The 7,965-nt window shown below is 42.4% G+C and carries 7 protein-coding genes, 1 tRNA gene and 1 pseudogene; 4 read left to right on the forward strand and 5 right to left on the reverse strand.

All coding sequences use genetic code 11. The features are described from left to right. Positions 1-113: 113 nt before the first annotated feature. On the reverse strand, positions 114-1,745 hold the full coding sequence (locus tag H6G26_RS35835) for an NAD(P)H-hydrate dehydratase (protein WP_190736099.1): 1,632 nt from the start codon (positions 1,743-1,745) through the stop codon (positions 114-116). A gap of 251 nt (positions 1,746-1,996) precedes the next feature. On the opposite strand from H6G26_RS35835, the gene H6G26_RS35840 reads away from it, so the two are divergent. Continuing rightward, entirely contained in the window at positions 1,997-3,202 is a 1,206-nt protein-coding gene (locus tag H6G26_RS35840; RefSeq protein ID WP_190736112.1) for a M23 family metallopeptidase, read from the forward strand. Between the two features lie 68 nt (positions 3,203-3,270). Then, positions 3,271-3,343 (forward strand) — tRNA-Arg (locus tag H6G26_RS35845). 38 nt (positions 3,344-3,381) lie between these two features. On the opposite strand, the gene H6G26_RS35850 is transcribed toward H6G26_RS35845, so the two are convergent. From H6G26_RS35850 to H6G26_RS35860, 3 genes are all read right to left on the reverse strand, one after another. After that, entirely contained in the window at positions 3,382-3,678 is a 297-nt protein-coding gene (locus H6G26_RS35850) for a hypothetical protein (RefSeq protein ID WP_190736102.1), read from the reverse strand. Positions 3,679-3,714: 36 nt separating this feature from the next. Next, positions 3,715-4,311 (reverse strand): DUF3177 family protein, encoded by a 597-nt coding sequence (locus H6G26_RS35855; protein ID WP_190736104.1) that lies wholly within the window; start codon positions 4,309-4,311, stop codon positions 3,715-3,717. 812 nt (positions 4,312-5,123) lie between these two features. Continuing rightward, the gene (locus tag H6G26_RS35860) at positions 5,124-5,369 is read right to left on the reverse strand and encodes a Calvin cycle protein CP12 (RefSeq protein ID WP_190736106.1); all 246 of its coding nucleotides are present in this window, start codon (positions 5,367-5,369) and stop codon (positions 5,124-5,126) included. Between the two features lie 370 nt (positions 5,370-5,739). Between H6G26_RS35860 and H6G26_RS35865 the strand changes: the two genes are divergently transcribed. Together H6G26_RS35865 and H6G26_RS43270 are read left to right on the forward strand one after the other, a co-directional pair. Further along, positions 5,740-6,975, forward strand: coding sequence for an FIST N-terminal domain-containing protein (locus H6G26_RS35865; protein ID WP_190736108.1), 1,236 nt, complete (start codon positions 5,740-5,742; stop codon positions 6,973-6,975). Positions 6,976-7,258: 283 nt separating this feature from the next. Next, on the forward strand, positions 7,259-7,432 hold the full coding sequence (locus H6G26_RS43270; protein WP_242054162.1) for a potassium-transporting ATPase subunit F: 174 nt from the start codon (positions 7,259-7,261) through the stop codon (positions 7,430-7,432). 51 nt (positions 7,433-7,483) lie between these two features. On the opposite strand, the pseudogene H6G26_RS35875 reads toward H6G26_RS43270, so the two are convergent. Then, a pseudogene (locus H6G26_RS35875) lies at positions 7,484-7,873 on the reverse strand (phosphatase PAP2 family protein); the annotation flags it as partial. Between the last annotated feature and the right edge of the window lie 92 nt (positions 7,874-7,965).

Genomic DNA, 7,965 nt, shown 5'->3' on the forward strand with positions numbered 1-7,965 from the left:
GGGGGCAGGGGGAGGGAAAGTCGTAGTGAAATCCAAAAATTGGATAATTTATTTCTTGGAGTTCCCTTAGAGGATATTTGAAAGTTTTAACCTATCCATTACTTGCATCTTTTTTAGCAATCAAACATATATTTAGAAGACATTGCCAAAACTTTCATCAAATATTGTGTCAATGTAAACGCATCTACACCTAATTCGGTACGTTCTTGGGCTGCTAAAATACCAGCTTGCGAATGCCACCAAGCAGCAGTTGCCACAATATCTTCTACCGGAATCTGTTTAGTTGCTGCTTGCGCTAACAATCCACCCAGTAATCCAGTTAAAACGTCACCGCTACCGCCGCGTGCTAAGGCGGGTGTACTTTCAGGAATGATCCAAACAACACCTTGAGGGTTTGCGATCACAGTTCTTGCCCCTTTCAACAACACCACAGCCCCACTTTGTACGGCTGCTTTTTGTACTGCTTTCACTTTGTCATGTTTAGCATCGGGGATATCAGGAAATAATCTTTCAAATTCGCCAGTGTGGGGTGTGAGTACGGTTATGGCTTGACGTTTTTTTAACGTGGCGATCGCTCCCATTTGTGCCAAGATATTTAAACCATCGGCATCGAGAATTAGAGGGCGTTCGCTTTCTATGACTTCTTGCACAATGGGCGTAGCATCTCGTGTTAAACCGGGGCCACAAGCGATCGCATTAAAGGAACTCAGTTCGGTTTTTTCTGGTAATTGTAGGTGGGCAATCGCTCCAGTTTCCGTCTCTGGACAACCGACAATTAGCGCTTCTGGCAAGTGTGACACCAAAAGAGATTTCAGTGATTCGGGTACAGCGATCGAAAGCATTCCCACACCACTAGCCCTAGCACCCAAACCAGTTAAAATTGCACCACCTGCATAGCGCCGCGAACCGCAAATCAACAATAAATGTCCTTCCTTATATTTGTGGGTGACTGATGGACGGGGTAGGGGTAAATTAGCAAGTGCCGTTGCTGGTGTAATACTTTTAATCCTGGATGCATCTTTTAGAACAGCTTCTACATCAGCTAAAGGAATATCGAAATCGATTAACTCAGCTTTCCCAATATATTCCAGCGCCTGATCTTGGAAGAAAGCTAATTTCCATAAACCCAAACAAAATGTGTAAGTGGCGCGAATGGCAGTTCCCAATACTTCGCCTGTGTCAGTGTGTAAACCTGAAGGTAAATCGATACTATAAATCGGCACAGACAATTCATTTAGCTGATTAATTGCAGAGGCAATAGGATCAGTAAGGTTTCTTTCTAAACCAAACCCAAATAAGCCATCAATCAACAAATCAGAATCTGGCAGTTGCTCAATTGTTTGATAAATTGGAATGCCCAAACTCTGAGCATACTGCAAGTGCTGCGAAGTTAATTCTTTGAGCTTAGAGAAAGGAGAATAAATCCAAACTTCATATCCGCGAAAGTGTAATTCACGGGCTACTACTAAAGCATCCCCGCCATTATGACCCGGCCCGACAAGAATTCCAACACGAGATCCCCCCGCCTGCGCCGATATTCTTAAGAACGGTGTGTTTGAAAGGATGTAGCCCCCCTTTTTAAGGGGGGTTGGGGGGATCTCTTGAATGCGACGGGCAATTAATCCCGCCACCTTTTCCATCAAAGCAACTACAGGCATTCCTGCTGCAAAGATCCGATCTTCAATATCGCGCATCTGCACAGCAGTCACTATCACTTGCGAAATTTTTTCTTGCCTGTTTTGCATCAGTCCTAATTCCTGTTAGCGGATAGCTATGGTTGAGCCAGTGCTGAGTTATGAGTTTTAGGGTAACTGAAACTTTAGCAGATTTCAAAACCCTTCCTTCATAAATGAACTAACTGCTTAATGCTGACATCGCTGGAATCTTTGTGTTACAACTTGGCAGACAATTTAATCATGCGTTGGAGTGGGTGAATCAGATTTTGGGAATAATCCTCATAGTGTTTGAAAGCATTGTTTTGGTTGGGCTTCACGCTATGAGAGCGCGATTTATAAGAAAAAAGCAGATTTTTGGGTATTTATCTATTGCATTTTGCTGCATTCTGTGGATTTATTTGGCATTAATTCCAGTTCACGCAACATCCACAGGATCTATTGATACTTTGCGACAACAGCAGCAACAAATGAACCAGCAGCGTCAGAGTGTGGCTAAAGATCGCGACCGCTTAACAAATCTCCAACAAGAGGCCCAAAAACACCTGACTGGTTTAAAACAAAATCTGCAAACTACAGATAGCCATATTCAAGAGAGCGAATCACGATTACAACTCGCCACCCAACGCCTCCAGCAGTTGGAAACTGATCTAATAGTAGCGGAACGTTCCTATGAGGAGCGGCAAATAGCAACAGTAGCACGATTGCGTTATCTCCAGCGATCGCCTGCATCTGTTGGATGGGCAGTTTTGCTCCAAAGTCAAAATATCAGCGACTTTTTCAGCCGTCGTCATCAGTTGAAGTTAGTGTATCAGGCAGACGAACAAATTTTGGTAAAACTCAACCAACAAGCAAAGCTGATAAATCAACAAAAAACGGAAGTAGAACAGCAAAAAAACGAAATTGCCTTAATTCGTGAGCAACTGCTGGCACAAAAATCCGATTATCAAAACCAGGCACAGTCACAATCAGAATTGATTCAACGTCTTAATAGCGATCGCCTCGCTCTCGAAGCAGCGCAAAACCAGCTAGAGAGGGAATCCCAAAATTTGGAAGTCTTGATTCAACAAAAGGTAGCAGAAGCTAGAGCAACAGAAGAGGCGCAAGCAAAAGCCAACAGCCGGACAAGTTTTATTATCCGGGGAACTGGTGTAATGGCATATCCTAGCGATGCTTCTACTAGCAGTCCCTTCGGTTGGCGGATGCACCCTGTTCTTGGCTATCGTCGCTTTCACGCCGGGTTAGATTTTGCCGCTAGCTATGGTAGTACAATTCGGGCAGCCGATTCGGGAACAGTAATTTTTGCTGGCTGGTATGGTGGTTATGGCAGAACTGTAATTATCAACCACGGCAATGGTATTACAACACTGTACGGACATAGCAGCGAGTTGTATGTTTCTGAGGGACAAGCAGTTGAACGCGGACAAGCGATCGCTGCTGTCGGTTCCACGGGTTTATCAACTGGCCCCCACCTCCACTTTGAAGTGCGTCGGAATGGTACACCCGTAAACCCAGCCAATTATCTTTAACTCAGAAACCAAGTTGCTCTAGGCTGCAAATTTTATCACAGACGTGCTATTATAATGTGGAAGACTAAGGGCGCGTGGCTCAGTGGATAGAGCAACAGATTCCGGTTCTGTGGGTCGGGGGTTCAAATCCCTCCGCGCTCGTTATTTGTAGATTAACTAATTATTTGTCTAAGAAGTACTTAGACTCCCACTTCTGACAATAGAGCTTCCATAGCTTCCCAAGAGAGTCCTTGTTGAATATAACGGGGTGCTTCAGGATTATAAGGACTGGCTACTCGGTCAATATTGAGGATGTTTCCCCCATCTGGAAGAACTGGTACATCTGCATCAAATGCCGTGGGGCGCATCAAAGAACTAGAAAAGCCTTTGAAAACAGCAATTGTATCTTGCTCATCAGCAATTTCCACCGTTACAAGTAGGACTTCTTGGGGGCGTTTAGCAGTGTATTGTTCCAGTCGCTTACCAATGGAATTCATTTTTTTAAGATTAGAGGTACGGTGGGGCAGCAACGGTTACTGTGGTGTAGCTGAACGTCCTTGCTTGCCCAACTTAATCAGAACAAAGTAGCTTAAGTAAAGCACATAAATTATTAAACTAGTTATGCCAAGAAAACCTAAGAAATCAGCCTTGCTATTAGCATGGAAATATTCTTTGAATAGCAACGGAGCCTCAAACCAGACGCTACAATAGGGAGTCTTCAGCATATTGCCAGAAAAAGCACAACCCAAAAATGGGATAAAGGCTAATGTACCCAAAATACAATAAACAGTTGTAGCCCAGCGCCAAGAGGTAAAAATTAATTTCAAAGAGCCATTGGTTTGATACTCAATTTCATCGTTGATATCTACCCAGAACCACAACGAAATCGGGATCAAAATCTGACCTATCAACCCAGATACAAAGCTAACTGGATACTGGGCAATCATTAAATAAATCGTGATTGCTACCAGGCTTGATACTCGCCAGTATATAGTCAACAAGCGTTGTATGCCTTCCGCTTTTTGCACAAATGCCCAAACCAGAAGAATTAGTGGAATAATTACCAGGAATAATACTGCCAATCGGTAATCAATCCAGACGAAAGGGCGAAACCAAACGCTATAGTCCATAGTTTTTCTCAAATGATAAATAAAACATTTTAACTAAGAGCAAGTATCTATAACTGACAAACCTGTAAGCTATTAGCTAGCTAGTAGTCTATCTATATTACATAACAGTTTAATCAAAGCACAAAGCTCAATGTCTAGTCTCAAGACTGCGCTCTAACTTCTTTGTGCAAAGAAGTGGTTCCCCAACTCATAAGCTATTACGCCTTTAAATTACACAATAACTCATCAGGTTTGTTGACTGCTGACCGTTGACAGTTAACTGTCAGCAGTCAACAGTCAACACAAAAAAATGTGCAAGTTAGATGGGTGACAGCTTACCATTTCATGTAATTTATACTATAAACACGTTTGTAAAGGCATACAAATGTACGCCCCTAGAGCCAATTCATTTGTTACAAAGATTTTCGGAAAAGGTATTAGATGGTAGATTGTCTAATTTACTTTTTTCAATCTCTCTAATTTGGCAAAAAAAACAAGCAACTCAAAGATCCTTAACTTAAATTTTGCACCTATGTGTAGTAGCATCAGGGAGCCTGTTTAAAACCCACCTAGCAGCTATATACTTGATACTCACGGACAAAATTTCAATTTTTTTGGATATATAAGGTTTCCTTTTAAGATAAAAACTCTCAAAGTTTAATCCTCATACATCCATAACTCCAGATATTTCACCAATTTTTTACTCGTTGTAGAAATTGATGAAAGAGCGAGAGTAGGATTTCAGCCGCGAGTAACGTAAAAGTGCGAAATTTCAATAAGTAAATCCTGGTTGCTCGGTGACAAACGAACACAAAATTAACTAGTTCAAATTTTTAGTCGTCGTAAACCCGGCATTCAATTGCATCTGGGTTGTCATCGCAATACTGTTCTAGAGAATTCTTTGGCTTGTTTTGGCGCTTGTGGGAAGCTTCGGCTTGCAATTCTTCTACTGCATCCCAAGCAGCAGCACACTCTGGTGAGTTGCTACCGCTAATGTCACAGACAGTACGCGCTTGTTCTACTTCTTCTTGAATTTTCTCTTGGATGTCGCCCTTTGCAGTTTCTTGGATGTTGGTCATTGCTTTAGTCTCGTTGTCTGTTGTTAATACTAGTATAGAAAAGCTTCAGAAATGGCAGATTTTAGTTTGATTACTAACCATTCTAACCATTGAGCTAATAAGTTAGTACTTTAGCCTGTTGATTTATAACCATTACAGTAAACTGCCGCATCTATAATGCATTCATCTTTATTTTTTAAGATTTTGTGGAATTAGTACCATAGATAAACAATCATACAATATATTTAGATGCATCTATTAGGGAATGACAACTCCAACTTCTTGGAATGGAGGAGACAAAAGGCCCGTACTCATTTTTGTCGGATGCAATTCTTCCCAAAATAAAAAATCAAAACTTACTAGCCCAAAAAGATAAAGAAGCTCAAAACTCATGGCAGACCAAATGCAGTGGGCAAATGCCCTATCAACCCGTCATTCTCTGGAAGCCGCCGTTACAGATGTGGTGGAACGAGCTGTCTCATCGTTAACAGCACCTGCGGATCTAGGACTGGTATTCATTTCGTCTGCTTTTGCGAGTGAGTATTCTCGATTGTTACCCTTGTTAACTGAAAAACTTTCTGTGCCAGTGCTAATTGGCTGTAGTGGTGGGGGCGTTATTGGCACGACAGTTAGCGGAGAAACCCAAGAACTGGAAGCTGAACCAGCTATCAGCTTGACCTTAGCACATCTTCCAGGGGTAAAGGTTCAAGTCTTTCATGTTGTTGCTGAAGAATTACCTGACTTAGACAGTTCTCCAGATGCTTGGGTTGATTTGATCGGTGTGCCAGCATCACCGACACCCCAGTTTATCTTGCTGTCTAGTTCCTTTGCCTCTGGAATCAACGATTTGTTGCAGGGGTTAGATTTTGCTTATCCAGGATCGGTGATAGTGGGAGGACAGGCTAGTGGTGGAGGTATGGGTGGTCGTGTTGCTCTTTTTTGTAATGATACTGAAGGCGAGAAATGCCAAAGCCTCTATCGTGAGGGCACTGTTGGTATAGCTTTAACGGGCAATATTGTTTTAGAAACGATTGTAGCCCAAGGATGCCGACCGATTGGCAAACCATTGCAAGTCACAAAAGCCGATCGCAATATTATTCTAGAGTTAGATGAGCAAGTGCCTCTAGTGGTGTTGCGAGATTTGATTGCCAGTCTCAGCGAACAAGAACGGACTTTAGCACAGCACTCTTTGTTTGTTGGTGTGGCAATGGATGAATTTAAGCTGGCTTTGCAACAGGGAGACTTTTTAATTCGTGGTATTCTTGGGGTTGATCCAGCAGCTGGGGCGATCGCAATTGGCGATCGTGTCCGCCCTGGTCAAAGGCTGCAATTCCACCTACGCGATGCCCAAGCCTCTGCTGAAGACCTAGAATTACTACTCCAAAGTTATCAAACCCAACGAGAATCTGAACCCTCTGCCGTAGCTGCCTTAATGTTTGCTTGTCTGGGGCGAGGTGAAGGACTGTATGGTAAACCCAATTTCGATTCTGAATTATTTCGCCGTTACCTCAGCGATATTCCTGTAGGCGGCTTTTTCTGTGGCGGTGAAATCGGCCCTGTTGCTGGCAGAACCTTCTTACACGCTTACACTTCAGCATTTGGAATTTGTCGCCAAATTCAGTTTTGAGTTATGAATTAAACTTCGGACTCTGCCAATTTTGGATTTTAAATTAACCCCATACCTTCACATAAAAACTTGGCCCGGATCTCTCACTGATGAGAAATCCGGGTTTAGTCTGTAGGATATTATCCTATCTTTGTCTTAATTTACTATGAAACCCTCTCATATCCAACACGCGTTAGCGTTCGCGGAGCGTCTCGTAGAGAAGCTCGCCGCAGGCATCGCTGCATCCCAAGTATTAAAAAAAATAATTGAAATCTGGTGTCAATGGCGTAAACAAAAGTTGCCAATGTATTTATTTCTGGCGATGTGTTTTAACCTAGTGGTTGCACCTCTGGTTTACGCAGCTACTGGTGAACAACTTTCTCGCAGTCAATCTTGGGGATTAGGGCTGTTAGGACTGTTGACGCTAGGGCTTGCTATCTATTTACTTTTTGTAATGTTTGTACCAGAGAAATTCTAATGAGTTTTGCACTTTTTAGAAGTGGGATGAGCTTAATAGCTATCATCTAGATCAGCCTGCTTCTAGTGACAAGCGATATTTTTGTTGCAATTCCAAGCTAATAATACAGGCAATCAACCACAATAAACCTGCCCCATAGCCAGCTGTTACATCAGTCAGCCAATGTACTCCAAGATAAAGCCGACTGAAACCGATCGCAGCAATTAAGACAACAGCCAAGGCATAAATCTGAAAGCGCCATTCAGGAAACTGCTTTGCCAGAATATAGCTGGTAAAACCGTAAATGACTATTGAAACCATTGCATGACCACTGGGAAAACTGTGTTGACCCACTTTAATAATATGGTTCCACAGTGCTGGACGCGCTCTACCAAATAATATTTTCATTAAACAATAGAGTTGTCGGGAAATAGTGACTAAAATCGCTGAAAGGCTTAGGGAGTCTGGGTTTCAATAATTTTGGTCAGAAATCAATAAAAAGCTTGCCACAAGCAGATTTCAAGGATTTTTGAGCTTATTACCCAACAAGTCTA

The organism is Nostoc sp. FACHB-888 (assembly GCF_014696655.1).
Classification (GTDB): domain Bacteria; phylum Cyanobacteriota; class Cyanobacteriia; order Cyanobacteriales; family Nostocaceae; genus Nostoc.